Source organism: Edwardsiella ictaluri ATCC 33202, assembly GCF_000264785.1.
Classification (GTDB): Bacteria; Pseudomonadota; Gammaproteobacteria; order Enterobacterales; family Enterobacteriaceae; genus Edwardsiella; species Edwardsiella ictaluri.
Genome location: NZ_AFJI01000008.1, coordinates 61,826 through 88,326, shown reverse-complemented (window position 1 = coordinate 88,326; position 26,501 = coordinate 61,826). Strand labels below are relative to the sequence as shown.

Annotated in this window: 22 protein-coding genes, 2 pseudogenes and 1 riboswitch; of the genes and pseudogenes, 11 read left to right on the top strand and 13 right to left on the bottom strand. The window is 56.5% G+C overall.

Translation table 11 applies throughout. The features are described from left to right. Nucleotides 1-31: 31 nt before the first annotated feature. The 5 genes and pseudogenes from EIEH_RS00950 to EIEH_RS00935 form a co-directional block, all read right to left on the bottom strand. Nucleotides 32-1,789, bottom strand: coding sequence for a restriction endonuclease subunit S (locus tag EIEH_RS00950; protein ID WP_015869529.1), 1,758 nt, complete (start codon nt 1,787-1,789; stop codon nt 32-34). Further along, nucleotides 1,789-3,276 carry an N-6 DNA methylase gene (locus EIEH_RS00945; protein ID WP_015869528.1) on the bottom strand — a complete coding sequence of 496 codons (1,488 nt, stop codon included), beginning with the start codon at nt 3,274-3,276 and terminating at the stop codon, nt 1,789-1,791. Before EIEH_RS00945 ends, EIEH_RS00950 begins: the two co-directional genes overlap by 1 nt. A 120-nt stretch (nt 3,277-3,396) precedes the next feature. Then, a pseudogene (gene hsdR / locus EIEH_RS00940) lies at nt 3,397-5,847 on the bottom strand (EcoAI/FtnUII family type I restriction enzme subunit R). A gap of 436 nt (nt 5,848-6,283) precedes the next feature. After that, the gene (locus EIEH_RS17060) at nt 6,284-6,868 is read right to left on the bottom strand and encodes a hypothetical protein (protein ID WP_015869525.1); all 585 of its coding nucleotides are present in this window, start codon (nt 6,866-6,868) and stop codon (nt 6,284-6,286) included. 432 nt (nt 6,869-7,300) lie between these two features. Continuing rightward, nucleotides 7,301-7,549: pseudogene (locus EIEH_RS00935) on the bottom strand (transposase); the annotation flags it as partial. A gap of 116 nt (nt 7,550-7,665) precedes the next feature. Here EIEH_RS00935 and EIEH_RS19230 point away from each other — a divergent pair. From EIEH_RS19230 to recG, 7 genes are all read left to right on the top strand, one after another. Continuing rightward, nucleotides 7,666-7,926, top strand: coding sequence for a hypothetical protein (locus tag EIEH_RS19230; protein ID WP_015869522.1), 261 nt, complete (start codon nt 7,666-7,668; stop codon nt 7,924-7,926). A gap of 663 nt (nt 7,927-8,589) precedes the next feature. Next, complete coding sequence (locus EIEH_RS00930; RefSeq protein ID WP_015869519.1) at nt 8,590-9,210, top strand: trimeric intracellular cation channel family protein; 621 nt, start codon at nt 8,590-8,592, stop codon at nt 9,208-9,210. A 120-nt stretch (nt 9,211-9,330) separates the two neighbouring features. Further along, nucleotides 9,331-9,954, top strand: coding sequence for a guanylate kinase (gmk, locus tag EIEH_RS00925; protein WP_015869518.1), 624 nt, complete (start codon nt 9,331-9,333; stop codon nt 9,952-9,954). A gap of 54 nt (nt 9,955-10,008) precedes the next feature. Then, a complete protein-coding gene (gene rpoZ / locus EIEH_RS00920; protein WP_015869517.1) occupies nt 10,009-10,284 on the top strand; it encodes a DNA-directed RNA polymerase subunit omega in 276 nt (91 codons plus the stop codon). A gap of 19 nt (nt 10,285-10,303) precedes the next feature. Further along, nucleotides 10,304-12,397 (top strand): bifunctional GTP diphosphokinase/guanosine-3',5'-bis pyrophosphate 3'-pyrophosphohydrolase, encoded by a 2,094-nt coding sequence (spoT, locus tag EIEH_RS00915; protein WP_015869516.1) that lies wholly within the window; start codon nt 10,304-10,306, stop codon nt 12,395-12,397. A 5-nt stretch (nt 12,398-12,402) separates the two neighbouring features. After that, nucleotides 12,403-13,095: a tRNA (guanosine(18)-2'-O)-methyltransferase TrmH gene (trmH, locus tag EIEH_RS00910; RefSeq protein ID WP_015869515.1), complete on the top strand. Its 693-nt coding sequence runs from the start codon at nt 12,403-12,405 to the stop codon at nt 13,093-13,095. 1 nt (nt 13,096) lies between these two features. Next, entirely contained in the window at nt 13,097-15,178 is a 2,082-nt protein-coding gene (recG, locus tag EIEH_RS00905) for an ATP-dependent DNA helicase RecG (RefSeq protein WP_015869514.1), read from the top strand. 16 nt (nt 15,179-15,194) lie between these two features. Here recG and gltS read toward each other — a convergent pair whose 3' ends face one another. After that, complete coding sequence (gltS, locus tag EIEH_RS00900; RefSeq protein WP_015869513.1) at nt 15,195-16,409, bottom strand: sodium/glutamate symporter; 1,215 nt, start codon at nt 16,407-16,409, stop codon at nt 15,195-15,197. Nucleotides 16,410-16,641: 232 nt separating this feature from the next. Between gltS and EIEH_RS00895 the strand changes: the two genes are divergently transcribed. Both EIEH_RS00895 and EIEH_RS00890 read left to right on the top strand, forming a co-directional pair. Then, nucleotides 16,642-18,054 (top strand): nucleobase:cation symporter-2 family protein, encoded by a 1,413-nt coding sequence (locus EIEH_RS00895; protein WP_050977370.1) that lies wholly within the window; start codon nt 16,642-16,644, stop codon nt 18,052-18,054. 180 nt (nt 18,055-18,234) lie between these two features. Further along, nucleotides 18,235-19,929 (top strand): AsmA family protein, encoded by a 1,695-nt coding sequence (locus EIEH_RS00890; protein WP_015869511.1) that lies wholly within the window; start codon nt 18,235-18,237, stop codon nt 19,927-19,929. 24 nt (nt 19,930-19,953) lie between these two features. Here the strand turns inward: EIEH_RS00890 and EIEH_RS00885 are convergent, their stop codons facing one another. The 3 genes from EIEH_RS00885 to EIEH_RS00880 all read right to left on the bottom strand — a co-directional run bounded on the left by EIEH_RS00885 (nt 19,954) and on the right by EIEH_RS00880 (nt 22,280). Next, on the bottom strand, nt 19,954-20,529 hold the full coding sequence (locus EIEH_RS00885; RefSeq protein ID WP_015869510.1) for a DcrB family lipoprotein: 576 nt from the start codon (nt 20,527-20,529) through the stop codon (nt 19,954-19,956). 217 nt (nt 20,530-20,746) lie between these two features. Beyond that, nucleotides 20,747-20,875, bottom strand: coding sequence for a hypothetical protein (locus EIEH_RS19910; RefSeq protein WP_256594363.1), 129 nt, complete (start codon nt 20,873-20,875; stop codon nt 20,747-20,749). A 745-nt stretch (nt 20,876-21,620) separates the two neighbouring features. Continuing rightward, nucleotides 21,621-22,280, bottom strand: coding sequence for a 7-cyano-7-deazaguanine/7-aminomethyl-7-deazaguanine transporter (locus EIEH_RS00880; RefSeq protein WP_015869507.1), 660 nt, complete (start codon nt 22,278-22,280; stop codon nt 21,621-21,623). A 218-nt stretch (nt 22,281-22,498) separates the two neighbouring features. Here EIEH_RS00880 and tusA point away from each other — a divergent pair, with 218 nt between their 5' ends. Continuing rightward, the gene (tusA, locus tag EIEH_RS00875; RefSeq protein ID WP_015869506.1) at nt 22,499-22,747 is read left to right on the top strand and encodes a sulfurtransferase TusA; all 249 of its coding nucleotides are present in this window, start codon (nt 22,499-22,501) and stop codon (nt 22,745-22,747) included. Between the two features lie 39 nt (nt 22,748-22,786). Here tusA and EIEH_RS00870 read toward each other — a convergent pair whose 3' ends face one another. The 4 genes from EIEH_RS00870 to EIEH_RS00855 form a co-directional block, all read right to left on the bottom strand. Further along, entirely contained in the window at nt 22,787-23,446 is a 660-nt protein-coding gene (locus tag EIEH_RS00870) for an OmpA family lipoprotein (RefSeq protein WP_015869505.1), read from the bottom strand. Between the two features lie 145 nt (nt 23,447-23,591). Further along, the gene (locus tag EIEH_RS00865; protein WP_015869504.1) at nt 23,592-24,116 is read right to left on the bottom strand and encodes a TMEM165/GDT1 family protein; all 525 of its coding nucleotides are present in this window, start codon (nt 24,114-24,116) and stop codon (nt 23,592-23,594) included. A 112-nt stretch (nt 24,117-24,228) separates the two neighbouring features. Beyond that, a riboswitch (yybP-ykoY riboswitch) is annotated at nt 24,229-24,332 on the bottom strand. Beyond that, nucleotides 24,312-24,815 carry an N-acetyltransferase gene (locus tag EIEH_RS00860; RefSeq protein ID WP_015869503.1) on the bottom strand — a complete coding sequence of 168 codons (504 nt, stop codon included), beginning with the start codon at nt 24,813-24,815 and terminating at the stop codon, nt 24,312-24,314. It overlaps the preceding riboswitch by 21 nt. Further along, complete coding sequence (locus tag EIEH_RS00855) at nt 24,778-25,377, bottom strand: DNA-3-methyladenine glycosylase I (protein ID WP_015869502.1); 600 nt, start codon at nt 25,375-25,377, stop codon at nt 24,778-24,780. The genes EIEH_RS00860 and EIEH_RS00855 overlap by 38 nt, the downstream gene beginning before the upstream one ends. Before the next feature lie 213 nt (nt 25,378-25,590). Here EIEH_RS00855 and glyQ point away from each other — a divergent pair, with 213 nt between their 5' ends. Beyond that, nucleotides 25,591-26,499, top strand: a complete 909-nt coding sequence (gene glyQ, locus EIEH_RS00850; protein WP_012846896.1) for a glycine--tRNA ligase subunit alpha — start codon at nt 25,591-25,593, stop codon at nt 26,497-26,499. The last annotated feature ends 2 nt before the right edge of the window (nt 26,500-26,501 follow it).

Sequence of the window (26,501 nt, the reverse complement as noted above, 5' to 3'; positions counted from 1 at the left end):
TCGGGCGCCATTGCGGACGCCCTGCCAACATTCAGGCAATCGCTCCTTCCACCAGCGACTCGGCCAGGGCAAGTTGGGTCTGCTGGCTGGTTTGCAGGCAAGATTTTAGTTGGTCGCAGAGGGTTATCATCTCACCGACTTTAGCGACTATGAGTTTTTGTTCTTTCTTTGGTGGCAGGCTAACAATAAAACTTCTTATCAAAGAAAGATTAAGATTCCCTTGTGAAACACCTTTTCCCAAAGTATTTCTCTCTGAAAAACCTCTACCGATAGGTGAGTTAAGCCAGAGTTCTAGGTACTTGGAATAAACTGCACCCCTATTGGGTTTAAGTAATCCGGTACTTACGTATATTGCAAATTCTAAACAAGAATCAATAACAGCTGCTTCTCCAATGCCTGCACCGACACGAGATAATAAGATGTCACCAAATTCTGGCCTCCGATTTTTTATATATAACTGGTAGTGTTCTTCGGATACGTAACGACAAAACTCCGGCATAAATCTGAATGGTTTTACACACTGAGCAGAAATAAACGGCCTACCATCATCTGTATATTTAGGTGTTTGATGTGTTCCATCCGTTATCAGATAACATAAATCTTGCATGTATGCGAAATCCCAACCTTTGGGTAAGGAAAATGGTTTTTCATCCTCGCTAATCGCAGGTAGCGGTTTTTCTTTTTTGATTTTCTTCTCTTTGATCAGCTGCGCTTTTTCGGCGGCGATGCGCGCCAGCAGGGCTGAGGCAGGTTCATCGCTCGGGTCTTGCTGTACCAGCTTGCCCATCACTGCCAGTTGCAGGATGGTCTGTTTCAAAGCGTCGATGCTGGCCTCGGTGGTAAAGAGGGTATCAAAGTGAGTGTTTAACCGCGCCCAGTTTTGCGCCAGCTCTTCGGTATCGCTGGAGTCAGTCAGCGTGGCGAGCAGGGCCTCCACCAGCGTCTGATGGGCCGCCAGCTGCGACTCGCTGCACTGCTCCAACTGGTCGCAAAGAGCCATTAACTCATCCACTTTGGCAACGATGCGGTGTTGCTCAGCTAACGGTGGCAGAGCGATAGTAATTTCATTTATTTGCTTGGTACTTATATTTGGAATCGCACTTCCCATGGCTTTGGCAAGATTTTCAGCAATCTTTGTCGCTAATGGATAGTAAAGGAATTCTTTATCCACCAAGTATGTTATGAACTTGCCGACTCGTTGATTGAGATAAAATATCTCATCAGTTTTATTGAAACCTAACTTTCCAGTTGTCGCTCCAGACATAGCGATTAGCATATCCCCAGATTTCACCTGAAGATTCTCATTCAGCCCATCAACTACATGCTGTGATACTCGCGACATGTTATCGACTACTATCTCACCATCTTGAATATCGCCGATTTTTACAATTCCAACCCCCTCAGATGCAAAGTCAGAACTTTTAAATGCGTAGCCATTAACAAACTCAGTAATATATCCAATACTTCCCCACGCCCACCCCTCTGGTAGATCAAAAGGCTGCTCTTCCTCGCTAATTTCCGGCAAGGCCTTGGGCTTTTTAAGCTTACCCTCTTTCACCAACCGCGCCTTTTCGGCAGCAATCCGCTCCAGCAGCACAGAAGCAGGTTCATCGCAGGGGTCTTGTGACACCAGTTTGCCGCGCACGGCCAGCTCCAAAATCAGCTCACGCAGTTTTTTGATGCCGGTGAGTTCTAGCTTGCTGCTCGCGCCGCGCCCCGCACTGCTTTTGGGGCGCACCGCCGCAGTCCAGAGATCCAGATGGTCGGTAATCAGATTCTCGATCGCCATTATGCCTGTCCCTCCTGCTTGGCCGTGCCCTTGCCTAAGGCATCACCGAGAATGGTTTTAAGTTGGTCACGCAGGATCTGGATCTCGGCCTGTTCTGTGGCATAGCGCGCCAGCAGCTCATCGGGGTCATGGCTTATCTGCTCGCCCACATGGGGGTTTTTGATATCGAGGTTAAAGTTACGCTCGATAATGGTCTCGATGCTGACCTTCCACGCTTGCTCGTTCTCTACCCGGGCAGCAAAGCCGTCCGCCTCATCGCCCCACCAGGCGATCTCGGCCTCAAACTCCTCGAACTTCATCGGCTTGGTTTTGCTGTAGCTCTTCACCCCAGCCGGATAGGGGTGCTGGTAGAACCAGACATCCTGGGTGGGCTGGCCCTTGGTAAAGAACAGGATATTGGTCTTGATGCCGGTATAGGGGGCAAACACGCCGTTGGGCAGCCGCACGATGGTGTGCAGGTTACACTCGCTGGTGAGCAGTTGCTTGATCTTGGTTTTAACGCCTTCCCCAAACAGGGTGCCATCGGGCAGCACCACAGCGGCACGACCGCCCTTTTTCAGGGCCTCGATAATCAGTTGCAGGAACAGGTCGGCGGTTTCACGGGTGCGCAGATCGGCAGGGAAGTTCTGCTCGATACCATCCTCTTCGGTTCCACCAAAGGGCGGGTTGGTGAGGATCACATCGATATCACTGTCCCAGCTCGACAGCGGTTTGTCGAGGGTGTTGCCATGGCGAATTTGCACCGGCACCTCGATACCGTGCAGCAGCATATTGGTAGTGCAAAGGAGGTGCGGCAGCTGCTTCTTCTCAACCCCCAGGATCTGCTGCTGCAGGGTCTGGTGGTCAGCAGCGGTCTCGACATAGTGCTCTTTGACATGGTCGAAGGCGCAGGCGAGAAAGCCACCGGTGCCGCAGGCCGGGTCCATGACCCGCTCGCCAAGCTTGGGGTCGATGCGGTTGACCATAAAGCGGGTGACGGCGCGGGGGGTGTAGAACTCGCCCGCGTTACCGGCGCTTTGCAGGTCGCGCAGGATCTGCTCGTAGATATCACCGAATAGATGACGCTCGCTGCTGTCGGTAAAGTCGATCTCGTTGAGCTTGTTGATCACCTGCTTGAGCAGGGTGCCGTTTTTCATATAGTTAAAGGCATCGCTGAACGCCTCTTTCACCACATAACCACGGGGGTTGAGATCGATATTGGCTGGCTGGTTTTTCAGGCTGTCGAACAGATCGTTGTTGACGAAATCGAGCAGGGCATCGCCGGTCAGCCCTTCGCTGTCGGCCGCCCAGTTACGCCACAGGAAGCGCTCGGGGATGGGGCAGCGGTAGTTATCCTGTTCAAACTCCAGCTCCTCTTCCTGGGCGTCGAACACTTTCAAAAACAGCAGCCAGGATAGCTGGCCGAGGCGCTGGGCATCACCGTCGATACCGGCGTCCTTACGCATGATGTCCTGAATGGATTTGATAACTGAGCTGATGGATGACATGGGGTTCTCTGCTTTTTACAAAAATGGTGACGAATACAGGGGCGAATGCGTCAGGAAGATCGATCAAACAAGCGACCATCATTGGAATGGCCGCATGGTAGTTCAGAAGCAGTCAGGTCGTCAGGCGCTCTGCTGCTCACGGTAAATTTCTTGCTCCAGTTCGGTGATGGCCTGCTCGAACTGTTTGGGGCCACCAAAACCCTTCTTGGCCAACTCCAGCGGGCGCCCCAACTCGGTAAAGGGGGCGACTTTTAGCGCATCCTTGGTCTCAATCTCGGTCACCCCCTGATCGGCATATTTGTCGAGCAGGCTGGTAAGCACCTGCTGGGCGGTGTCGTTGTACTTGGTGAAATAGTTGCGCTTTTTGACGTTGTTGGCCCGCTCGCGGCGGGTCAGCGGTGGCTGATCGTATACCACATGGCAGATAAGGTCGAACGGGTCGAGCTCCTTACCCACTTCCTGCTCCAACACCTCCCACAGCACGCCCGCCTGAGCCAATTCATCCATGATAGCTTGCTTGCGCTCGGCCCCTTGCCAGCGTTTGGTGAAGGCATCGAGGGTGGCAAACTCTTTGAGCAGGGTCTTCTTGGTGTAGTCCTTGAAGGATTCGGTCACCAGCTTGCCATCGGCATCGTAATACTGCACCCGCTCGGCGATGACGCTGACCGCCACGCCGTTGACATAATACCTGCTGACCCCGGGCTCGGGGCCACCCAGCGGGCCTGTGCCCTGCCCCCCCGCGCCATTCACGGTTGTGTAGCTGCCGGGTTGTTCATCGACTCCGGGGGCAAACGGATCGCCATGGTCGCCGGATTCATCGGCAGGCAGTGGATCGGCGCCATCGATGATATCGCCCAGACCATCATCCGGGTTGTTGATGTCTGCCGGTGTGACCACCATGACGCGCTCCGGCTCACCGTCGAAACGGGGATCGGCAAACAGCTCGGTGGCCTTCTTGAAGTCGAGAATGGTAAACCAGAGCTTGCCGTATTTGTCGTCGATGCGGGTGCCACGGCCGATGATCTGCTTGAACTTGGTCATGGACTGGATGTTTTGGTCCAGCACCACCAGCTTGCAGGTCTTGGCATCGACGCCGGTGGTCATCAGCTCGGAGGTGGTGGCAATCACCGGATAGGGCTTTTTCGGGTTGATGAAGTTGTCGAGCTGGGCCTTGCCAAGATCGTCATCGCCGGTGATTTTCATCACATAGCGTTCGTCCTTGGCCATCTGTTCCGGGTTGAGGTTGACCAGCGCCCGTCGCATGCGGTCGGCATGATCGATGTCGTTGCAGAAGACGATGGTCTTGGCCATCGGGTCGGTTTTCCTGAGGTAGTTGGTGATGGTCTCGGCCACCAGCTGGGTACGCTCGTCGATCACCAGAGTGTGGTCGAAATCCTTCTGGTTATAGATACGATCTTCAATCAGGTTGCCCTGTTTGTCCCGCTGCCCTTTGGTAGGGCGCCACCCCTGCAGATCGACGTCGATATCAACCCGTACCACCTTGTAGGGGGCAAGAAAACCATCTTCGATCCCCTCTTTCAGGGAGTAGGTATAAACCGGGTCACCGAAGTAATCGGTGCTGGAGACAGTTTCGGTCTCTTTGGGCGTGGCGGTGAGACCAATCTGGGTGGCCGATGAGAAGTATTCGAGGATCTCGCGCCAGGCGCTGTCTTCGGCGGCGCTGCCCCGGTGGCACTCGTCCACCACAATCAGGTCGAAGAAGTCGGGTGAGACCTGCTTAAAGGCTTTCTGTGACTCTTCCGGCCCGGTGAGCGCCTGATAGAGAGCAAGATGGATCTCGTAGGCAGGATCGATAGTGCGTCCACTGACCTTGGTCATGGCCGGGCCAAAGGGCTGAAAGTCATTGATCTTGGCCTGATCTACCAAAATGTTGCGATCGGCCAGAAACAGGATGCGTTTTTTGGCGCCCGCCTTCCACAAACGCCAGATGATCTGAAACGCGGTGTAGGTCTTGCCGGTGCCGGTGGCCATTACCAGCAATACCCGATCCTCACCTTGCGATATGGCTTCTACGCTCTTGTTGATGGCCTGCAGCTGGTAGTAGCGGGGGGATTTGCCGCTGCCATCGGAGTAGTAGTCCTGGCTGATAACGGGTAACTGGGCCTGGGTATAGCCCTTCTAGGTACAGAGCTTGTCCCAGAGCTGGCCCGGGCTGGGGAAATCCTCCAGCGCAATCTCGGACTCCAGCGTGGCCGGATTGGTCTTGTCATGAAAAACGAAGCCATCGCCGTTGCTGGAAAATACGAACGGCACATCCAGCAGGCGGGCATAATCGAGCCCCTGTTGCATTCCCTTGCCAATCTCATGCTTGTTGGCTTTGGCCTCGATCACCGCCAGTGGCAAGCCCATCTTGTGGTAGAGCACGATATCGGCCGATTTCACCTTTTTGCGTGCCGCCATCTGGCCGCGCACTACCACTTTGCCATCCCGCAGCTTCACTTCCTGGCGGATCTGGGTCAGGTCATCCCACCCCGCCGCCTTGATGGCAGGCAGCAGGTATTTGGAGATGATGTCGGCTTCGGTGAGGGTCGCTTTGTTGATCTCGGCCATGAGCACTCTTCCGGTCTGGGGACAATATTTTTTAAAATTCTCTCATAAAATCAGCCGGGTTTTATTGATTTCATACTCATAAAGCAACATGGGGTACAGCGCTTGAGGGCGTGGCCTTCGGGCCAAAGATACGCCTGGCGTATGTAGTCTTCATGTTGCGCTGAATGCAACGGCCAAGATTCCGGCGCGAAAAACAGCACGACGATTCCGGATCGACCGTTATCTGGATAACGGTAACTGGATGAGCGTTGGTTGGAAATAACAGAATTCATTCCATGGCGACACATTTTACAAGATTCCACACCCCCCTGTTTATCACTAACGAATAAATACTCTTCATGGTGTTGTCTGTTTTTTCTGAGCAGCCCCACCATTATTTAAATAATAAATATTTTTATGTGTTAGATTTATCAGCAGACATCCCTGTCTTATTAATTTAACAACCCTGCTTTAGAGATCCATCAATTGTATAGGTTGATGATATATAAGGTGATGCTATAAATCTAAAGGTCCCTGCACCAACAATATTATTCATTACCCGAACATCCTGAAAAGATGATTTTTCGTAAGATTGTGCGCGATGATAAAATGCCGAATATGCAACAAGTCCCTCTCCCCACGTTATGTCCCTGATAGGGCCGACGATTGCGTTACAAAAAGATTTATGGAAATCGAACAATTGCTCCGCCCCCCTACCGACAGAACAACTGGAAAAACAAATGCACTTCCCTTTTAATATAGGCCATGCTATTTTATCAAAATCCTTCCATGAAATGGAATCACCATCCGTTAACGTAAAGCCATCACTTGATCCATGCGCACTAATGTGTACATATTTTATGTGTTCTCGTTGCGCTATCTTTAATGCTTTGAGCAGCATTCCTTTATTAATCACTTCAGTACACTTTGCCGCTACCCCTTGTAATTCCAAAACCTGCCTGAGCGTATTTCCCTCGCATCGTTCATCATAAATATCCAGAGCGCTGCGTGATTCAATAATCAATATTTTTTGTTTTGTCATTACTTTCGCCTACAAAGACCTGCAGTCACGACCTCATTTTCGACCTATCAATAAGGAGCATGCTTGATAAGGATGACCCCGGTAAAAGCCATATGGCCCCAGACATCTCAGCGCAGCCATTCCTTAAACTGGCATGGAAGAATAAGGACGTATTTATAATACATAAAATATATTTATACAAGAGCAAAAAAACCGGCAAAGACACCTGGTTTTTTCCATGCGCGCCTTGAGGTTCCGCTGTTTATATTTGTCATCAGGTGTTTTTTGTGCTCAGGTTGTTAAGCGATTTATGCGGAGATTTACGGTTACATTATCCCAACCATTTGTCTATTATTTCACGCACCACACTTGACATTCCCAATAGATAAAAACAAAAATTTTCCGACCGATATATCAGATTAAAACGCTCAATCGATTAAGTATTTTTTAATACACATCCTGCAGTGTACCACTCTCAAGAATTAGGTTGGAGAACATTAGTTTCAATCGGCGGTTACCGTCCTCTAATTTTTTGTTCGTCTTAATATCGCAGGCCTCCATAGCGCCGTATTTTATTTTCCAGCCATCGTCACAAACCTCATATATACCGGCTCCACGGTAGACATCTTTCACCGTTCTGCCAGCCGCTACCGATTTCAGTACAGCGGTAATCCGATACTTAGTAAAACGGGCTTTACGCATAGCTATCTTCTTCAAGTTATGGTCAGTTCGCCGGAAGATCGCTGAAAGTGAATGGTAGCATGATGCGGGATGGTTACACCCGGCATAGTGAAGGCAACAGAGAGGGATCCGCGCCGATGAGTGGTATACCTGCCCCTGAAAATATTTTGGCGGCGATCTCAATCCAACAAACTGACTTTTTTAATAATCAGATTCTGTTTGGTACGGTATTCCATGAAAAGGGTGATGCAAAACGCAACCCTCCCACCAGAAATACAGCCAAAAACTGGATATCACCAGCGCCCCATGTATTTGTTCCAGATCACCGCCAACGCCACAGACTAGCCGAACGGCGCGGTACATTGCGTTATCGCATCATACGCAGAATGATGGATTAAAGCGGTTTTGCATCGCTGGAAATGCCTTGTGCACATGTCTGACAAACCGTTTTGCGGTAATCAGCGACAGAATAATCCCAAGGCCGAAAGTCAGTGACACCGCCTCTCCCCAGACCGGCGTCTGTCCATACGAAATGGCATTGACCGACAGGGAAGCGCTGTAACACCCTTGAACTGCCCGTGTACAATCAAGCCGTTAATCACGCCATTAATCAAACCAGTGACAAGCGAATCCTGCTGGCGGATACCGAGTTTAGCGATGAATAAGCCTCCTCATAATCACTAAATACAAAAATAACACCCCTGCAAAGGGACGGCCAGAATCCCATTCCCTGAGGGGAGCCGCACATACCATTCACGTCAGCGCCTTTACACGCGAAGGGATTATTGCTTTTATTCTGCTTCTACCCACCATTCTGCATCCCACCCACAGTCTATTTTCTGTATCACTGAAATGGGTTTCACTCAGAGAAATGCACAAAAAAAACTAATCCATTATTATCAAAAAATAGAATAAAATACCGCATATAATGAATATATACATTATTAAAAGTAATTCGAAACAGCATACCTTAGAAAAACTCAGTCGCACAGCCTGCCCTGGCTGACTATCCTGCCCCTTTTCGATCCCTTCCCTGGCTTTACGGACGAGCATACCCATATATGTTACTGAGCATTCTCTATATTGTCGGTATTACCGCGGAGGCGATGACCGGCGCGCTGGCGGCGGGACGTCGCCAAATGGACACCTTCGGGGTGATCATCATCGCTTCAGCCACCGCCATCGGTGGCGGCTCGGTACGCGATATGCTGCTGGGGCACTACCCGCTGAGCTGGGTCAAACACCCGGAAAACATTATGATCGTCGCCTGTGCTGCGGTGCTGACCACCTGGCTGGCGCCGCTGATGTCGCATCTGCGCCGCCTGTTCCTGCTGCTGGATGCCGTCGGTCTGATGGTGTTTTCGATTATCGGCGCCCAGGTGGCACTGGAAATGGGGCACGGCCCGATCATTGCGGTGGTCGCCGCCGTGATCACCGGGGTGTTCGGCGGGGTACTGCGCGATCTGTTCTGCAATCAGATCCCGCTGGTGTTCCAGAAAGAGCTGTACGCCGGGATCTCATTCGCCGCCGCCTGGCTTTACCTGGGGCTGCTATACCTGCAGGTACCGCAGGATCTCACGGTGATCATCACCCTGGTGGCGGGCTTCACCGCCCGTCTGCTGGCACTGCGCTTCCATCTGAGCCTACCGGTCTTCGACTATAAACAGCCGGAGCGCGAATAGCCCGAGCGGCGTGAAATCTGCGTCGGCGCAACGAGAGCGCTGCAACCGGCAGCGTAGCCGTGTATAATGAGCGAATATATTGCTATATTTCGCTCTTTTACACGCTGATAAGACATACACATGGTACAAGGTACGCTCTATATCGTTTCCGCGCCGAGCGGCGCTGGTAAATCCAGCCTGATCCAGACTCTGCTGAAAACGCAGCCGACCTACGATTCCCGGGTTTCCGTCTCGCACACCACGCGCGCCAGCCGTCCGGGCGAACAGCACGGTGAGCATTACTACTTTGTCTCTGTGGACGAGTTCAAGGCGATGATCGCCCGCGATGATTTCCTGGAGCACGCCGAAGTCTTTGGCAACTACTATGGCACCTCGCGTCAGGCGATCGAAAAGGTTCTGGCGCAGGGGATCGATGTTTTCCTCGATATCGACTGGCAGGGCGCCCGCCAGGTACGCAGCAAAATGCCGCAGGCCCGCAGCATCTTCATTCTGCCGCCGTCGCGCGAGGAGCTGGCGCGCCGTCTGCACGGCCGTGGCCAGGACAGCGATGACGTCATCGCCGGGCGTATGGCCAAGGCGGTCAGCGAAATATCGCACTATAGCGAGTACGACTACCTTATCATCAACGACGACTTCGACGTCGCGCTCCAGGATCTGCGCACCATCATCCGCGCCGAACGCCTGCGCCGCGAGCGTCAGCAGCTGCGTCATGATGCTTTAATCAGCAAATTATTGGCAGACTGAGCCCTGTTTCAGTATCATGCCCAGTCATTTCTTCACCTGTGGAGTAGCACTTTTATGGCACGCGTAACTGTTCAAGACGCTGTAGAGAAAATTGGTAACCGTTTTGACCTGGTGTTGGTCGCAGCCCGTCGCGCGCGCCAGATGCAGACGGGCGGCAAAGAGCCGCTGGTTCCGGAAGAGAACGATAAGACCACGGTTCTCGCCCTGCGTGAAATCGAAGAGGGTCTGATCAACAACCAGATCCTTGACGTACGTGAGCGTCAGGAGCAGCAGGAGCAGGAAGCTGCCGAGCTGCAGGCGGTAACCGCCATTGCGGAAGGTCGTCGTTAATTAACCTCAAGGGCAGCCTTTGTATCTGTTTGAAAGTCTGAATCTACTGATTCAAAAATACCTGCCGGAAGAGCAGATCAAACGCCTGAAGCAGGCCTATCTGGTCGCGCGCGATGCGCACGAGGGACAAACACGCTCCAGCGGTGAGCCCTATATCACCCACCCGGTCGCGGTGGCCTGCATTCTGGCCGAAATGCGTCTCGACTATGAGACGCTGATGGCCGCCCTGTTACACGACGTTATCGAAGATACCCCCGCGACCTACCAGGATATGGAACAGCTGTTCGGCAAGAGCGTCGCCGAGCTGGTGGAGGGGGTATCCAAGCTCGACAAGCTGAAATTCCGCGATAAAAAAGAGGCTCAGGCGGAAAACTTCCGCAAGATGATCATGGCGATGGTGCAGGACATCCGCGTCATTCTGATCAAGCTGGCCGATCGCACCCATAACATGCGTACCCTGGGTTCGCTGCGTCCCGACAAACGTCGCCGCATTGCGCGGGAAACGCTGGAAATCTACAGCCCGCTGGCTCACCGCCTGGGTATCCATCACCTGAAAACCGAGCTGGAGGAGCTGGGCTTTGAGGCCCTGTATCCCAACCGTTACCGGGTGATCAAAGAGGTGGTGAAGGCGGCGCGCGGCAACCGCAAGGAGATGATCCAAAAAATCCTGGCGGAGATCGACGGGCGCCTGAGCGAGGCCGGTATGGCCTGTCAGGTCAACGGCCGCGAAAAACACCTCTATTCCATCTACCGCAAGATGCACCTCAAAGAGCAGCGCTTCCACTCCATCATGGATATCTACGCCTTTCGCGTGATCGTCAAGGATGTGGATACCTGCTACCGGGTACTCGGCCAGGCACACAGTCTGTACAAACCGCGTCCCGGGCGGGTGAAGGATTACATCGCCATTCCCAAGGCCAACGGCTATCAGTCGCTGCACACCTCTCTCATCGGGCCGCACGGCGTGCCGGTCGAGGTACAGATCCGAACCGAAGATATGGATCAGATGGCCGAGATGGGAGTCGCCGCCCACTGGGCGTATAAAGAGGGCGAGTCGAGCACCACCGCCCAGATCCGTGCCCAGCGCTGGATGCAGAGCCTGCTGGAGCTGCAGCAGAGCGCCGGGAACTCCTTTGAATTTATCGAAAGCGTGAAGTCGGATCTGTTCCCCGACGAAATCTACGTTTTTACCCCCGAAGGGCGCATCGTCGAGCTGCCGGCCGGTGCCACACCGGTCGATTTCGCCTATGCGGTGCATACCGATATCGGCCACGCCTGCGTCGGTGCCCGCGTCGATCGCCAGCCCTATCCGTTGTCTCAGGCTCTGAGCAGCGGCCAAACCATCGAAGTGATCACCGCGCCGGGCGCCAGACCCAACGCCGCCTGGCTGAATTTTGTGGTCAGCTCTAAGGCGCGGGCCAAGATCCGCCAGATGTTGAAGAACCTCAAGCGCGATGACTCCGTCAGCCTGGGACGCCGCCTGTTGAACCATGCGCTGGGTAACGGCCGCAAGCTGGCCAGTATTCCTGCGCCAAATATCCAGCGTGAGCTGGAGCGCATGAAGCTGCAGTCGCTGGACGATCTCCTGGCGGAGATCGGGCTGGGCAATGCGATGAGCGTCGTGGTGGCGCGCAATCTGCTGGGTGAACAGGATACCCCGCCGGGCGGGCGGAAGCTGCCTATTAAGGGCGCCGATGGCGTGCTGCTGACCTTCGCCAAGTGCTGTCGCCCAATTCCCGGCGATCCGATCATCGCCCACGTCAGCCCCGGCAAAGGCCTGGTTATTCACCATGAGTCCTGCCGTAACATCCGCGGTTATCAGAAAGAACCGGAAAAGTTCATGCCGGTAGAGTGGGATAAGGATATCGATCAAGAGTTTATTGCCGAAATTAAGGTTGATATGTTCAACCATCAGGGGGCGTTGGCCAACCTGACGGCGGCAATTAACGCGACGGCTTCCAATATTCAAAGCATGAACACCGAAGAGAAAGACGGGCGTGTCTACTCCGTCTATATTCGCCTGACCACCCGCGATCGCGTGCATCTGGCCAATATCATGCGAAAAATCCGCATCATGCCGGATGTCATTAAAGTCACCCGAAACAGAAACTAACCGCCATGACCCCACAACGCTATGCGCGGATCTGTCAGATGATGGCGGCACGCCAGCCGGATCTGACGGTCTGCATGGAACAGGTTCACAAACCGCATAACGTCTCCGCCGTGATCCGCACCGCAGACGCCGTCGGCGTGCACCAGGTCCACGCTGTCTGGCCGGGCAAAAGCATGCGTACCCTGGTCTCTACCGCCGCTGGCAGCAACAGCTGGGTCAGCGTTAAGACCCACCGTGATATCGCCGCCGCCGTCGGTGAGCTGAAAGGTCAGGGCATGCAGATTCTGGCCACCAACCTCTCGGCAACCGCCGTTGATTTTCGCGAGATAGACTATACCCGCCCGACCTGTATCCTGATGGGACAGGAGAAACGCGGCATCAGCGCCGAAGCGCTGCAGCTGGCCGACCGCGATATCATCATTCCGATGGTCGGCATGGTGCAGTCGCTCAATGTCTCCGTCGCCAGCGCGCTGATCCTGTATGAGGCACAGCGCCAGCGCCAGCAGGCCGGCATGTATGGTCGCAGCCAGCCCTCCCTGAACGAAGAGCAGCAGCAGCGCCTGCTGTGGGAAGGCGGCTATCCGGTCTTGGCCAGCGTCGCCCGCCGCAAGGGCCTGGCGCGTCCCCACATCGCCAACGATGGGCAGATCGATGCTCCCCAGGCATGGTGGGACGCCATGCAGGCCGCCCGGAGCTGATATGCAAGGCCGCCTGCTCGATGCCGTTCCGCTGACGTCGCTCTCTGGCGTCGGCGCCAGCCAGGCGGGAAAGCTGGCCAAGCTCGGGCTGGTCACCATACAGGATCTGCTGCTGCATCTGCCGCTGCGCTACGAAGATCGTACCCGCCTGTACCGCATCGGTGAGCTGCAGCCCGGGATCACGGTGACAGTGGAGGGGGAGGTCCTGCGTACCGACGTCGCCTTTGGGCGCCGTCGCATGCTGACCAGCCAAATCAGCGATGGCTCCGGCCTGCTGACCCTGCGCTTCTTCAACTTCAGCGCCGCCATGAAGAATAGCCTCGCGCCGGGTAAGCGGGTGCTGGCCTACGGCGAGATCAAGCGCGGACACCACGGCGCAGAGATAATCCATCCCGAATACCGCATACAGGGGGACGATGCCGCACCGGCGCTGCAGGAGGCGCTGACGCCGGTCTATCCGACCACCGAAGGCGTACGCCAGGCCACACTGCGCAAGCTGAGCGATCAGGCGCTGGCGCTGCTCGATATTACCCCGATCCCAGAGCTGCTGCCCGAATCTCTGGGCCAGGGATTGATCAGCCTACCAGAGGCATTACATACCCTGCACCGCCCACCGCCGGACATCCATCAGGAGGATCTGGCGCAGGGGCGTCACCCCGCCCAGCGGCGCCTGATTCTGGAGGAGCTCCTGGCGCATCACCTCAGCATGCTGGCGGTACGCGCCGACAATCAGCGCCATCGCGCGCTGGCCTTGGCAACCGATGACCATCTCAAACACCGTTTCCTCGCAGCGCTGCCCTTTACCCCGACGACCGCCCAGCGTCGGGTATTGGACGATATTGAGAAGGACATGGCCAAAAGTGTGCCGATGATGCGCCTGGTGCAAGGCGACGTCGGCTGCGGTAAAACCCTGGTCGCCGCTCTGGCGGCGCTGCGCGCCATCGCCCATGGGCACCAGGTGGCACTGATGGCGCCTACCGAATTGCTGGCTGAACAGCATGCCACCAACTTCCGTCAGTGGTTCGCCCCGCTGGGGCTAAGCGTTGGCTGGCTGGCCGGGAAACAGAAGGGTAAGGCGCGCCAGACACAAATGGCGGCCATTGCCGCCGGTGAGGTGGATATGGTGGTCGGGACTCATGCCCTGTTTCAGGAGCAGGTGCAGTTCGCCGACCTGGCCCTGGTTATTATCGACGAGCAGCACCGCTTTGGGGTTCATCAACGGCTGGCGCTATGGGAGAAGGGGGAGGCGCAGGGATTCCACCCGCACCAGCTGATCATGACCGCCACCCCGATCCCGCGCACTCTGGCGATGACCGCCTATGCCGATCTGGATACCTCGGTCATCGATGAGCTGCCGCCGGGACGAACCCCGGTCACCACTGTGGCCATCGCCGATACCCGGCGCCAGCAGATCCTGGATCGGGTACGGCACGCCTGTCTGGAGGAGAAGCGCCAGGCCTACTGGGTCTGTACACTGATTGAAGAGTCCGATCTCCTGGAGGCTCAGGCAGCCGAAGTCACGGCAGAGACCCTTATTCAGCAACTTCCAGAGCTACGTATTGCGTTGGTGCATGGTCGGATGAAGGCGACGGATAAACAGCGGGTAATGGCACAGTTCAAGGCGGGGGAGGTCGATCTGCTGGTGGCCACCACGGTGATCGAGGTCGGCGTCGATGTCCCCAACGCCAGTCTGATGATCATTGAAAACCCCGAGCGGCTGGGACTGGCGCAGCTGCACCAGCTGCGTGGACGCGTCGGGCGTGGGGCGATCGCCTCCCACTGCGTTCTGCTGTACAAGTCACCGCTGAGCCAGACGGCACAGCGGCGACTGCAGGTGCTGCGCGACAGCAATGATGGTTTTGTTATTGCCCAGCGCGATCTGGAGATCCGCGGCCCCGGCGAGATGTTGGGCACCCGCCAGACCGGTAACGCCGAATTCCGCGTCGCCGATCTGCTGCGCGATCAGGCGCTGATACCTGAAGTCCAGCGTATCGCTCGCCATCTGCACAGCGCCTATCCACAGCATGCACGCGCCCTGATCGAACGCTGGCTGCCCGCCGGCAGCCGTTACTCCAATGCCTGAGCTACGCCGATCCGCCTTAACCGATCGCCGGTGCAAACAGCGGTAGCATTAAATACAGCTTAATAATGATGGCGTTGGCAATATCGATAAAGAAGGCGCCCACCATCGGCACCACCAAGAACGCCAGATGGGAAGGGCCAAAGCGCTCGGTGATGGCCTGCATGTTGGCGATGGCCGTCGGCGTAGCACCCAGTCCAAAGCCACAGTGCCCCGCCGCCAGCACCGCCGCATCGTAGTTCTTTCCCATCACCCGGTAGGTGACAAAAATGGCGTACAGCGCCATCACCAGCGTCTGCACCGCCAGGATCGTCAGCATCGGCAGCGCCAGCGAGGCCAGCTCCCACAGCTTCAGACTCATCAGCGCCATCGCCAGGAACAGCGACAGGCTGACGTTGCCCAATACCGAGACGGCGCGTTCGAACACCTGATAAAAGCCGATTTTTGACAGGGTATTGCTTAAGATAACCCCGACGAACAGCACGCAGACAAAGGTCGGCAGCTCCAGCGCCGAGCCTCTCAGCCACCCGGCGATCAGCTGGCCGACCGTCAGGCAGATAACGATCAGCGCCAGGGTTTCAATCAGCACCAGCGAGGTGATCATGCGCCCGCTCTGTGGCTTCTCAAAGGCGCTGGGCACCGCATTGTCATCCGGCGTGCCGTCCGGCGTCGAAGAGTGCTTAACCAGGTAGCGCGCGACCGGGCCGCCGATCAGGCCGCCCAGCACCAACCCGAAGGTCGCACAGGCCATCGCCACTTCGGTCGCATTCTGAAAACCGTAGCGCTCAATAAACAGCTTGCTCCAGGCGGCGCCGGTGCCGTGGCCGCCAGACAGCGTAATCGAACCGGCCAGCAGCCCCATTAATGGATCCAGCCCCATCAGCTTCGCCATGCTGATCCCGATGGCGTTCTGCACGATCAGCAGTCCAACCACCACAAACAGGAAAATACTCAGTGCCTTGCCCCCAGCGCGCAAGCTGGCCAGGTTGGCATTCAGACCAATGGTGGCAAAGAAAGCCAGCATCAGCGGATCCTTCAGCGACATGTCGAAGTCGACTTCAAAACCGATGCTTTTTTTCAGGATTAGCAGGGCCAGGGCAACCAATAGTCCGCCGGCTACGGGTTCAGGAATAGTGTATTTGGTCAACAGAGGTATTTTTTGCACCATCTGGCGCCCCAACAACAGCACCAGCGTCGCGGAAACCAACGTGCCATAAATATCCAAATGATACATTCAGGTACTCCATATAGTTTTTATATTTCAGTAATTTATATATTTTCACCGTTTTTTCGCAGCTCAGCAACCTGACAATTTAATGACAAAGGTCGTGATGCGGCAAGCTTTTATCGAAAAAACTCCGCGGAATAAAACCCCCAAAAAAGTGGTTACGAACTCAGAGCAAACGTTTGCTTTTGCGGTGTGGATCATTAAAATGCGCCCATCGTTGATCCCGGATGCCGCACTCATGACCACTCAAACGACTGACCCTGATCCGATAGCCCAACCGGCGACCAGCAGTGAACTGATCTATCGTCTGGATGACTGCCCGCCGCTGGCGCAGACCCTGTTTGCCGCCTGCCAACATCTGTTGGCGATGTTCGTCGCCGTCATCACCCCGGCCCTGTTGATTTGCCAGGCGCTTGGCCTGCCGGTGCAGGATACCCAGCACATCATCAGCATGTCGCTGTTCGCCTCTGGGCTGGCCTCCCTGCTCCAGATCAAAACCTGGGGACCTGTTGGCTCCGGTCTGCTGTCGATTCAGGGCACCAGCTTTAACTTTGTCACGCCGCTGATTATGGGCGGCATGACGCTAAAGAACGGCGGCGTCGATATTCCTACCATGATGGCAACGCTGTTTGGCACCCTGATGCTGGCCTCCTGCACCGAAATTATCCTGTCACGCTTCCTACATCTGGCGCGCTGCATCATCACTCCGCTGGTCTCCGGCATCGTTGTGATGATCATCGGTCTGTCTCTGATCCAGGTCGGCCTGATCTCCATCGGTGGCGGCTATAGCGCAATGCACGATCACAGCTTCGGCGCGCCGCAGAATCTGCTGCTGGCCGGGGCGGTGCTGCTGGTGATCATCCTGCTCAATCGCCAGCGCAATCCCTACCTGCGCGTCGCCTCTCTGGTGATCGCGATGGCCGCCGGATATGGACTGGCCTGGCTGATGGGTATGCTGCCGGAGTCCGCCGCGCAGCCGAATACGGCGCCGCTGGTCACGATACCGACCCCGCTGTACTACGGTCTGGGACTCGACTGGAATCTGCTGATACCGCTGATGCTGGTGTTTATGGTGACCTCGCTGGAGACCATCGGGGATATCACCGCGACCTCGGATGTCTCAGAGCAGCCGGTCTCCGGGCCACTGTACATGAAGCGCCTGAAGGGCGGCGTATTGGCCAACGGCCTCAACTCCATGCTGTCGGCGATCTTCAATACCTTCCCCAACTCCTGCTTCGGACAGAATAACGGCGTGATCCAGCTGACCGGTGTCGCCAGCCGCAAGGTCGGCTTCGTGGTCGCGCTGATGCTGCTCCTGCTCGGCCTGTTTCCGGCCGTGGCCGGGTTTGTCCAGCACATTCCCGAGCCGGTACTCGGCGGTGCCACCATCGTGATGTTCGGCACCATCGCCGCCTCCGGGGTGCGTATCGTCTCGCGTGAGCCGCTTAACCGCCGTGCCATCATGATCATGGCGCTGTCGCTGGCCGTAGGACTGGGCGTATCACAGCAGCCAGAAATACTGCAGTTTGCCCCTCAATGGCTGAAAACCCTGCTCTCCTCTGGCATTGCAGCAGGGGGGATCACCGCTATCGTACTGAATCTGATTCTTCCCGCACGAGACTCACCGCTGATCCCCGCTACGCGGGCCTGATAATAGGCCCGCTTTCACCTTTCGCGACGCTTTCCCTTGAGCCTCGATCATAATTACGGCATAAACTAGGCTGTACCCGGCGAACGGGGCCGGATAGATCCCGCCCTTTGAGAGGTATCGACCCCCCTTCTAAGACACTGCCGCGTATGCCGCCCCGGAGCCAGGAAAGGACAAATCACCATGAAAGTTATCGGGAAACTGCTGCTGACACTCTGCGTACTGCTCCTGCTGGCGCTGGCGGCGGTCTATTTTATCGGGCAGAGCCGCTGGGGGGCCCGCCAGATAAGCGACTGGGTTAACCAGCATACCAACTACCGCATCACGCTTAGCGCGCTGCAGCATACCCTGCGTCAGCCGACGGTGGTACAGGTTAACGGATTCAGCCTGGCCCGTGCCGGTCAGCCCCCACTGCTCCAGTCAGCAACGCTGCGTCTGACTTTCGGCTGGCAACAGCTTAGCGCGCCGCGCCACTTTAGCGCGATTGGCCTCAGCGGGGGTAAACTGACACTGACGCAGGACGGTATACCGCCGCTGCCCATCAGCGCCGCCGCCCTGCGCCTGCACGATATGCAGATCCTCTGGCCCCACGCTGACTGGCCCCTGCAGGCCTCCGACGTAGACGGCGGCATCGTTCCCCTGCGCCCCGGCAGCGCCAAGGCCGATTTTCAGTTCAGCGCCACGGCGCTGAGCATCGGCGATATTCCGGCCAAAAACGTACTGGTACAGGGGGAATATCGGGATCGCCAGCTGTGGCTGAATAACCTGGGCGCCGATGTGGCCAACGGGCAAATGACGGCGCAGGCACTGCGCCAGACCGATGGCACATGGCGTATCGACAACCTGCGTCTGAGCCAGATCCACTGGCAAAGCTCACAGGCGCTGCAACCGTTTCTACACGCGCTGCAGATCCTGCCACCGTTAACGCTCGTCCGGCTCGATCTGCTGGGTGCCAACCTTGAGGGCAAGGGGTGGGCGCTGGGCGGGCTGGATGCAACCCTGCGCAATGTCTCTCTGGCTAATGGTCATTGGCGTAGCCAGAAGGGATCGTTGACCCTCAACGCGACAGATATCGTGCTTGGTGCGATGCATCTGAGCGATCCCCTGCTCAGCGCCGACCTCACGCCGCAGGGGGTCACGCTGCGCCAGTTCAACACCCGCTGGAGCAATGCGCTGATCCGCACCCATGGCGACTGGCAGCGTGACAACGGCCATCTTACCCTCAACGATTTGGCCGTCATCGGCCTGGAGTATACGCTGCCCAACGCATGGCGTACGCTATGGTTACACCCTCTGCCCACCTGGCTGCAGGAGATCACGCTGCAACGTTTCTCTCTCAGCCGCACCCTGTTGGTCGATATTAACCCCGACTTTCCATTTCAAATGACGGCGCTGAATGGCTTCGGTAGCCATGTCACCCTCGCTCGCCAACGCCGCTGGGGGTTCTGGCAGGGACAGATGCAGTTCAATGCCAGCGAGGCCACCTTTAACAAGGTGGATCTGCGCCGCCCGTCGGCAACGCTGCAGGCGGACAACGGCACCGTCCGCGTCAGCGATCTCAGCGCAATTTCACAGAAGGGATTACTGGAGGCCAGCGCGACCCTGAACCAGATCGATAGCCGATTAACGCTGGCACTCCACGGGCGCGGCGTACCGGTCGGTCAACTGGATACCTGGGGCTGGCCCGCGCTGTCAACACTGCAGGGCGACATTACTCTGCAGCTGACGCTACGCGCGCCGCTACAGGCCGACACGCCGTTCCGCCAAGGCGTCGAGGCGACGCTGCAGGCGCAGGACGCACATGGACACACGCTGCATCAACGCATGGTCAGCGGACAGCTTGTCGCAGAGGCGTCACCGATCGCGGCGGAGGACTGATAGCATGTCAGCCTCCGCTTACGCTTATCGGGCAAAGGAGAGGGTATCGAGCACGCCGTTGGCGATATTGGCCGCCTCCTGACGATTATCGCCCGGCAGGGAGATCTGCATGGTCATTAGCTGATCGCCGACCTGGGCCAGGATAATGCTGGAGTAGATGGCGTGACCGTTCGCCTGCTGCATACTCACGACCTTCTCAACCTCCTTTCCGCCCAGCTTCACGCTCTCAGATGAGAGCAGCTGCAGGCTGGCATCACGTGATTTCTGCTGGTCAATCAGGCGGGTCGACAGGGCATTCAGGTTATCCTGCGGCATCGGCGCCAGGATGACGATCACCGCCTGTTGCCCGGTCTTATTGGCATATACAGACATATTGTTAGTCTGTGAGCCCAGCTTGCTGGTCTGATCGCTCAGTCCCGCAGGCAGCGTAAAGCCTATCTTACCGTCCAACAGGCTGACTTTGGCACCCTCCGGCACGCTGGGCTGGGTTGCATTCGCCCCCTGCACCGGTGCGTTGGTCTCTGCGGTGGAGCTGCCATCGCAGGCGGCCAGGCCGGTAACCAACAGCCCGACGCCGATCAACTTCACTAAATTACCCATGGAAATTCCTTATGTTGTCCGAAGGTCTCATTCCACATCGCACCCGATCGCGGAACAAAAAGCAAGTAACCGTATGTTACGCCGCATCTAAACGCAGATCCCTGACCAGATGCAGACGGTAATCGACAACCTCGTCCTGAAGCTGCACCGGAACAAGGTGATAGCCATTATTTATCAACATCACAAGTATCGGGAAAAGCTGTTACGGTATTTTACCTCAATACGCCGATGCCCTTGATTTAATGCCCACATCTGCTGCGCATGCAATAAAATTTGAGCGATTCATTTCCGCCGCCAGCCGGGTAAACGCCGCCAGCCAGCTGTAGAAGGTCTGTTCATCCAACACATAGCCCACCCTTAAACCCCACGTCGCAACCTCCGCAGCGAGCGATCCAGAGACAGGCCTGACGACCGGCAAGACGCCGCTGTATATCCGCTGGCGAATGGCACAGGGCAAACTCCGGAATGATCCGATACAGCGCAAGGATGGCCGGCTACTGCGTGACCGATGTCATCGTGTACCTTCTGTCGGAAGATAAAAGGAGAGCATAGCGTAAAACCCCGAAAAGGCGGAGTCAGGGAAAATACCCAGCGCGCCGGACACAGGGTAGACGGCCGCCTGCGCCCGGTTAGGCAGCACAAAGGGGATGCGACCCTGCGGATTAAAACAGTCGCGGAACATCCATCAACGCATGGCCGGAAACGCCAAACGTCGCCAGGATAGCGTCGGCGCGATCCATTCCACTGGCGCAGCACAAACGGCTGGCGATAGTTTATGGATAAAATCGTGTTGGCCGCCCCAACCCGCGCCATCATCGTCTGGATATCGGCCAGGGGCGGCGGCATATGTCGCCGCAGTGGACAGGGCATATCAACAGCGGATAGTCATACATCCGTGCTGCTCTATACATAATATTCTCCTCAGAAAGATCTCTCCTGTGGAGGAACATAGCGCAGAAATAAAATTATATATCAACATGATATATATTGTTTTTATGATTATGAGTTATCAGTTAGCGGCAGCAGTACCCTGAAACGACAACAGGGCACGCCTGCGCGCACCCCGTTTCGTCTCCCTCATCCCGCGTGAATTACGCCGGCGAGACCTGTTGCTGGCGAAACGCTATCCGCTTCAGCAGCATATTCAGCATGACACCGTACATCGGCAAAAAGAAAACCATGCTAATCAATAATTTGAATGCATAATCCACCAGTGCGATCTCGATCCAGTGGGTTGCCATAAACGCGTCGCTGCTGCGGTAAAAAGCAATAAAGAAAAACGACAGCGTATCGCTGATGTTACCAAACAGCGTCGAGGCGGTCGGTGCGACCCACCAGGCCTGCGTCTGCCGCAGGCGGTTAAACACATGCACATCCAGTATTTGCCCCAGCACATAGGCCATAAAGCTGGCGCAGGCAATGCGCGCGACCATCAGGTTGACGCTGCCCAGCGCGGCAAAGCCCTGCCACTGCCCCTGAAAAAAAAGGGCGGAGACACAGTAGGAAATCAGCAGCGCTGGCACCATCACCGCCAAAATAATACGCCGGGCCAGCGGGGCGCCAAAGATACGCACGGTCAGATCCGTCGCCAAAAAGATAAACGGGAAGGTAAAGGCGCCCCAGGTGGTATGGAAACCGAACACGGTGATCGGCAGCTGCACCAGATAGTTACTTGATGTAATAATTAATATATGAAATAGAGACAGCCAACACAGGGCTGTAAACCGCTGCTGCGGTGTAAAACTGAACATCGATGTCACCTTTTTGGTTATTGGGGTGAGGGAACCCAAGAAAACGATCATCCTTAACGGAGGCGGCGGCGATCATACCCGGCTCTCGCCACGATGCAACGGTTATTTTTCACGCAATCGTTAACGCTCTTTGCAGCCTGCACCGCGCCGGGTACACTAGCGGCATTAGATGATTTATTTATGAGACCGCCCTGAACGGCGTTATTCAGAGACCCGCCATGACCGATCTGTTCGCCAATCCGGACAAAACCCTAGACGCTCTGGGCCTACGCTGCCCGGAGCCGGTAATGATGGTACGCAAGACCGTACGCCATATGGTGGCGGGCGAAACCCTGCTGATCATCGCCGATGATCCGGCAACCACCCGCGATATTCCCGGCTTCTGCCGTTTTATGGAGCACACCCTGCTGGCGCAGGAGATCGAGCAGACACCCTACCGCTATCTGCTGCGCAAAGGTGGCGCCTGAGCTGCCCGGCCAGACCGGGCAACTCCATAGCCTCGCCCCTTACAGCGGGCTAAGCGTAATTTCTACGCGGCGGTTTTGTGCTTTACCCGCGGCGGTGCTGTTCGTTGCAATCGGGTTCGCCGGCCCCATGCCGATGGTGCGAATGCGCCCTGCGGACACACCCTGAACGATCAGCGCGCTGGCAACGCTGTCAGCACGCTGCTGTGACAGGCGCATATTCAGATCGCGGCTCCCGGTGCTATCGGTATACCCCACCACGTTAACCGCCGTTTTCTGGTACTCCTTCAACACCATCGCCACCCCGGTCAGCGTATTGGCTCCGGCCGGCTTCAGATTGCTGCTATTCGAATCAAAGGTAACGTTATTCGGCATATTCAGGACAATATTATCGCCCTGACGGGTGACGCTCACCCCGGTACCACGCATCTTGTCGCGCAGCTTCGCTTCTTGCACGTCCATGTAATAACCGATACCACCGCCCAGCGCAGCACCCGCCGCGGCACCGATCAGTGCGCCCTTGCCACGATCGCTCTTAGAAGAGGAGAGCACGCCTACGCCGGCACCCAGCAGGGCACCCAGGCCGGCGCCGATGCCGGACTTCCCAGCCTGAGACTCACCGGTATAGGGATTGGTGGTACATCCGGAAAGGATCAGCGCCGCACTGATCAGGCCTGCAATGCAAAAACGGCTTTTTTTCATGAATAAACCTCAATGTCGATAAATGTCCCCGCTCCCGGGGACGCCAAGATAGCGATACGCTTCGCCTGCCGCGGTCACGCTGCCCCGTCTGACCGGCTCGGCGGGCATTGGTTCAGTATGCAGTATGAGTGGAGCAAAAATTACGTCAGAGAATAAGGGTAACAACTCCTAAAATAAAAAACAGCAGGGAAGAAAGTCGTCTTCCCCAGCCACTTTTCAGGTAGGGCTGCAGCCGGGCACCGAACCACAGCATGGGCGCATTGGCCAGCACCATCCCCAGCGTCGACCCCAGGACGACCCAGGTAATATGCTGATAGTGCGCGCCCAGCAGGACGGTCGCAATCTGGGTCTTATCGCCAATTTCAGCCAGAAAGAACACCGCCAGCGACGTCCAGAAGGGATGTCCCCCGCGGATCTCACCGTCATTTTTATCGGGAAACAACACCCACACGGCCATGACCAGGAAGCCCGCCGCGACCATCCAGCGCATAATCTGCGGGCTGAGAAACTGAGTGACCAGCTCCCCTATCAGGGCGGCAAAGTAGTGGTTAACCAGCGTTGCCAGAATAATTGCCAACAGGATCAGGACAGGCTTACCAAAGCGCGCTACCAACAGCAGCGTCAAAAGCTGAGTTTTATCACCAATTTCAGCCAGGGCGACGGAACTCATCGAAGTAAGAATAATGGACACTGTGGAACATATACCGGGGTGAGTCTCATAGACACATGGCACGATCAGGCCCTCACCCCGGAGTACGCCTTGACCGGCCACAGGTCTCGTCAGCCCATCTCGTGACGGGCGCTGACGCCATGGTGATCACACCAAGTTTGTTGACGTCAGCCCCGGTGCTGGCGCACCGGCAGACTACTCCCCCATGACGGAAGAACGCGCAGTGTAATCAAGATGCCCGCGTTTCTCAAGCACCGCCCCACGCTGCCACAGCAGCGTGACCACCGCCCGGCCTGTCTGCGCCTGAATCTGTCTGTCGATGCAGAGAAATCCCTGCCGACGGTAAAAAGCCAGCGCCCGCCGGTTGGCACAGTACGCCTCTAACAGCAGCCAGGGATGGTGGCGTTTAGCGTGGCGCATCAGACGCTGTGCCATGCCACGTCCACGGTAGCGCTGCGCCACAAACAGCGCACCGAGCAGATGGCCAGGCAATATGCAGACAAAACCGCCGATTCGGCCACGATCGGTCGCCAGCCACGTTTGTCCCCCCGGCAGATAGGCATCGCGCACCCACGGCAGACTGGCGCGCCAGTAGCCAGGCGGAATGTCCGGATGAGCCTGGATCGTCAGCTTCAGCCACAGCGCCAGCAGCGCCGACGCATCAGCGGGTCTGGCCGGACGCAGATGCAGGGGACGCATCCGGGTACAGATAGCAGCCGGGCATATGGTCACTCACCATCCCACAGGCCTGCATGAAGGCATAGCAGATCGTGGTACCGACAAAGGTAAAACCACGCTGCTTCAGCGCACGGGCCAACGCATCAGAAGTCGACGTGTGCGTCAGCATCTGCCATGCGCCCTCCGGCGACGCAAGCGGCGCACCGCCGACGAACGACCATACAAAGGCCGAAAAATCCTCACCACGCTGCGCCATCGCCAGCAGGGCCCGGGCATTGGTGACGATCGCCTCCAGCTTGCGCCGGTTGCGGATCAGCTCCTTGTCCAACAACAGGCCAGCGACATCCTCTGCCGTCATCGCTGCCACCTTGGCGGGATCAAAGCTATGGAAAGCCTGCCGGTAACGCTGACGCTTTTTCAGCACCGTCAGCCAGGAGAGCCCGGCCTGCTGCCCCTCCAGACACAGCAGTTCGAACAGCGCCCGACCGTCATAGAGCGGCCTACCCCACTCATGATCGTGATAGGCGAGATACAGCGGATCGGCCGAAACCCAGGCACAGCGTTGCGGCATGTGGTCGTCCATACGTTCTCCCGATGGCAGTCTTCAGCGCATCATACCCTGTCAGTGCGTCCGCGCCCGGCGCTGATGCGATATTTTGCACGTAAAATCCGCAATAGCGGCGCCTGCGGGCTAAAAAAGCGCGCCTTGTCGCACTATTGCTGTATATCTTACGCTCAGGCGGTATACTGATCCCTTCTGTCTCAATCCACTTGAACGCGTGCGAACACATCCAACATGCAAAAGTTTGATATCAAGACCTTTCAGGGGCTGATCCTGACTCTGCAGGACTATTGGGCGCGCCAGGGCTGCACCATCGTCCAACCGCTGGACATGGAAGTCGGCGCCGGCACCTCCCATCCGATGACCTGCCTGCGAGCGCTTGGCCCAGAGCCGATGGCTACCGCCTATGTACAACCGTCCCGCCGTCCAACCGATGGCCGCTACGGCGAAAACCCGAACCGACTGCAGCATTACTACCAGTTTCAGGTTGTGATCAAGCCGTCTCCGGACAACATTCAGGAACTGTACCTGGGCTCACTCAAAGCGCTGGGGCTGGATCCCACCGTGCATGATATCCGCTTTGTCGAGGATAACTGGGAAAACCCGACCCTGGGCGCCTGGGGCCTTGGCTGGGAAGTCTGGCTCAACGGTATGGAAGTCACCCAGTTCACCTACTTCCAGCAGGTGGGCGGCCTGGAGTGTAAGCCGGTTACCGGTGAAATCACCTACGGCTTAGAGCGTCTGGCCATGTATATCCAGGGTGTCGATAGCGTCTACGACCTGGTGTGGAGCGATGGCCCGCTGGGTAAAACCACCTACGGCGACGTGTTCCACCAGAACGAAGTGGAACAGTCCACCTATAACTTCGAATACGCTGACGTCGATTTCCTGTTCGCCTGCTTTGAACAGTACGAAAAAGAAGCCCGCATGCTGCTGGAGCTGGAGCACCCGCTGCCGCTGCCGGCCTATGAGCGCATTCTGAAGGCTGCCCATAGCTTCAACCTGCTGGATGCCCGTAAAGCGATCTCGGTAACCGAGCGCCAGCGCTACATCCTGCGCATCCGCACCCTGACCAAAATGGTCGCCGAAGCCTACTACGCCTCCCGCGAGGCGCTGGGCTTCCCGATGTGTAAAAAAGATTAAGA

Coding starts and splice junctions, on each gene's coding strand:
- EIEH_RS00865 (WP_015869504.1), bottom strand. CDS start 24,116: ATGAGTTCCGTCGCCCTGGCTGAAATTGGTGATAAAACTCAGCTTTTG.
- EIEH_RS00885 (WP_015869510.1), bottom strand. CDS start 20,529: ATGGGTAATTTAGTGAAGTTGATCGGCGTCGGGCTGTTGGTTACCGGC.
- EIEH_RS00855 (WP_015869502.1), bottom strand. CDS start 25,377: ATGGACGACCACATGCCGCAACGCTGTGCCTGGGTTTCGGCCGATCCG.
- EIEH_RS00930 (WP_015869519.1), top strand. CDS start 8,590: ATGTTACTGAGCATTCTCTATATTGTCGGTATTACCGCGGAGGCGATG.
- gltS (WP_015869513.1), bottom strand. CDS start 16,409: ATGTATCATTTGGATATTTATGGCACGTTGGTTTCCGCGACGCTGGTG.
- EIEH_RS00860 (WP_015869503.1), bottom strand. CDS start 24,815: ATGCGTCCCCTGCATCTGCGTCCGGCCAGACCCGCTGATGCGTCGGCG.
- EIEH_RS00870 (WP_015869505.1), bottom strand. CDS start 23,446: ATGAAAAAAAGCCGTTTTTGCATTGCAGGCCTGATCAGTGCGGCGCTG.
- rpoZ (WP_015869517.1), top strand. CDS start 10,009: ATGGCACGCGTAACTGTTCAAGACGCTGTAGAGAAAATTGGTAACCGT.
- tusA (WP_015869506.1), top strand. CDS start 22,499: ATGACCGATCTGTTCGCCAATCCGGACAAAACCCTAGACGCTCTGGGC.
- glyQ (WP_012846896.1), top strand. CDS start 25,591: ATGCAAAAGTTTGATATCAAGACCTTTCAGGGGCTGATCCTGACTCTG.
- recG (WP_015869514.1), top strand. CDS start 13,097: ATGCAAGGCCGCCTGCTCGATGCCGTTCCGCTGACGTCGCTCTCTGGC.
- EIEH_RS00895 (WP_050977370.1), top strand. CDS start 16,642: ATGACCACTCAAACGACTGACCCTGATCCGATAGCCCAACCGGCGACC.
- EIEH_RS00880 (WP_015869507.1), bottom strand. CDS start 22,280: ATGTTCAGTTTTACACCGCAGCAGCGGTTTACAGCCCTGTGTTGGCTG.
- trmH (WP_015869515.1), top strand. CDS start 12,403: ATGACCCCACAACGCTATGCGCGGATCTGTCAGATGATGGCGGCACGC.
- EIEH_RS00890 (WP_015869511.1), top strand. CDS start 18,235: ATGAAAGTTATCGGGAAACTGCTGCTGACACTCTGCGTACTGCTCCTG.
- gmk (WP_015869518.1), top strand. CDS start 9,331: ATGGTACAAGGTACGCTCTATATCGTTTCCGCGCCGAGCGGCGCTGGT.
- EIEH_RS00950 (WP_015869529.1), bottom strand. CDS start 1,789: ATGGCGATCGAGAATCTGATTACCGACCATCTGGATCTCTGGACTGCG.
- EIEH_RS00945 (WP_015869528.1), bottom strand. CDS start 3,276: ATGTCATCCATCAGCTCAGTTATCAAATCCATTCAGGACATCATGCGT.
- EIEH_RS17060 (WP_015869525.1), bottom strand. CDS start 6,868: ATGACAAAACAAAAAATATTGATTATTGAATCACGCAGCGCTCTGGAT.
- EIEH_RS19230 (WP_015869522.1), top strand. CDS start 7,666: ATGAGTGGTATACCTGCCCCTGAAAATATTTTGGCGGCGATCTCAATC.